Here is a 2,034-nt window from a genome sequence, read left to right on the forward strand (position 1 = left end):
GACCCGGCCGCCTCCGACGCCGGCCTGGACATGATCGAGGCCGCCCGGGTGGCGGAGTGGGACGCCGAGCTCGAGCGGCTGCTGGCCGAGGCGCGGCGCGAGCGCGCCACCGACCTCGCCGTACCCCTCCCGTCCAGCCTGTCCGCCACCGCCCTGGGCCGGCTGCGCGAGGACCCCGAGACGTTCGCCCGCGAGCTGGCGCGCCCGATGCCCCGGCCGCCGTCGTCGGCGGCCCGGTTCGGCACCCGCTTCCACGCCTGGGTGGAGGCCCGGTTCGGCCAGCAGGACCTGTTCGACTACGGCGACCTGCCGGGCCGCGGCGACGCCGGCATCGACGACGACGCCGACCTCAAGGAGCTGATCGCCACCTTCGAGGCAGGACCGTTCGCGACCCGCACGCCCCACCAGGTGGAGGCCCCGTTCGCGCTGGTCCTCGCCGGCCAGGTCGTCCGCGGCCGCATCGACGCGGTCTACACCCAGCCCGGCCCCGACGGGGACGACCATCTCGTCGTCGACTGGAAGACCAGCCGCTCGGCGAGCGCCGACCCCCTCCAGCTCGCGATCTACCGCGTGGCCTGGGCCGAGCTGCACGGGCTGCCGCTCGAGCGGGTGCGCGCCGCGTTCTACTACGTCCGCACCGGCCAGGTCGTCGAGCCCGAGGGGCTTCCCGACCGTCAGGCGCTCGAGGAGATCCTCTCGCTCTGACGGATCCAGGCCGCGACCCCGCGCGCGGCGACCCGGCCGGCCCGGTTGGCGCCGATCGTGCTCGCCGACGGGCCGTAGCCGACCAGCTGCACCCGCCGGTCGGCGACCGCGGTGGTGCCGTCGAGCTGGATGCCGCCGTACGCCGAGCGGAGTCCCAGCGCCGCGAGGTGACCGACCGCGGGGCGGAACCCGGTGGCCCAGAGGATCGCCTGCACCGGCTCGAACGAGCCGTCGGGCATCCGCACCCCGTCGGGCTCGATCGCGGTGAACATCGGGTGCCGCACGTACGCGCCGAGGCGCTCCGCCTCGCGCTCCTGCTCGCGCAGCACCGAGCCGGTCTCGCTGACGACGCTGGCGGGCGGGAGCCCGCGGCGTACTCGCTCCTCGACCAGCGCCACCGCCTCCCGACCACGGTCGGGGGTGAAGTCGTCGGTGCGCCACACCGGCTCGCGGCGGGTCACCCAGAGCGTGTCGGTGACGAGCGCGAGCTCGCCGAGGAGCTGGACGGCGGACGCGCCGCCGCCGACCACGACCACGCGCCGGCCGCGGAAGTGCTCGGCGCCGGGGTAGTCGACGGGATGCAGCTGCTCCCCGCGGAAGGTCTCCATGCCGGGGTAGTGCGGCACGAACGGCCGCGACCAGGTGCCAGTGGCGTTGACCACGGTGCGGGTGGTCCAGGTGCGCTCGCCGGCGTGGACGCTCAGGAGATCGCCGTCGCTGGCCACCCGGTCGACGCGCACCGGCCGCAGGACGGGGAGGTCGTGCTCGCGCTCGTAGCGCCCGAAGTACGCCGGGACGACCGTGTTCGCGCGGCCCGCCTCGTCGGTGGGGGAGACCGAGTCGGGCAGCGCCGCGACGCCGTGCACGTCGCGCATCGTCAGCGAGTCCCAGCGGTGCTGCCACGCGCCGCCGGGCGCGGGGTCGGCGTCGAGGACGACATGGTCGATGCCCCGGCGCTTGAGGTGGTAGGACGCGGAGAGCCCGGCCTGGCCGGCGCCGATCACCAGCGAGTCCAGCACCCGCCCGTCCCGCAGCTCCATACCGGCCCAACGCCCGCGGCGGTCCGGATAGTCCGGCGGCCCCGGCGCCTCACCAACCGCCCCGTCCGTCGCGCCGATGGCAGGAAACTCGCGCTGGTGTCGTGATCCTTCATGCGCCAAGCACGTGTTTCACCGCCTAGGCGGTGAGACTCGCCGCGGCCGATCACTCCGCGGCGGTGCCCGCCGCCAGCGCGATCTCGACCATGGCGCCGAAGGTCTGCTCGCGCTCCTGGGACGTGGTCTCCTCACCGGTGAGGATGTGGTCGCTCACGGTGCAGATCGTGAGCGC

Annotated in this window: 2 protein-coding genes; one reads left to right on the plus strand and one right to left on the minus strand. The window is 75.1% G+C overall.

Features of this window, described 5'->3' with window-relative positions:
* Nucleotides 1-705 (plus strand): PD-(D/E)XK nuclease family protein (locus Q0L15_RS20550; RefSeq protein ID WP_296606538.1); only part of this gene is annotated, 705 nt, incomplete at its 5' end.
* On the opposite strand, the gene Q0L15_RS20555 is transcribed toward Q0L15_RS20550, so the two are convergent.
* Nucleotides 675-1,745: an NAD(P)-binding domain-containing protein gene (locus Q0L15_RS20555; RefSeq protein WP_296606540.1), complete on the minus strand. Its 1,071-nt coding sequence runs from the start codon at nucleotides 1,743-1,745 to the stop codon at nucleotides 675-677. The genes Q0L15_RS20550 and Q0L15_RS20555 overlap by 31 nt on opposite strands.
* Nucleotides 1,746-2,034: the final 289 nt, after the last annotated feature.

Origin of the sequence: Nocardioides sp. (assembly GCF_024509035.1) — a bacterium.
In the GTDB taxonomy this organism is placed as follows: domain Bacteria; phylum Actinomycetota; class Actinomycetes; order Propionibacteriales; family Nocardioidaceae; genus Nocardioides.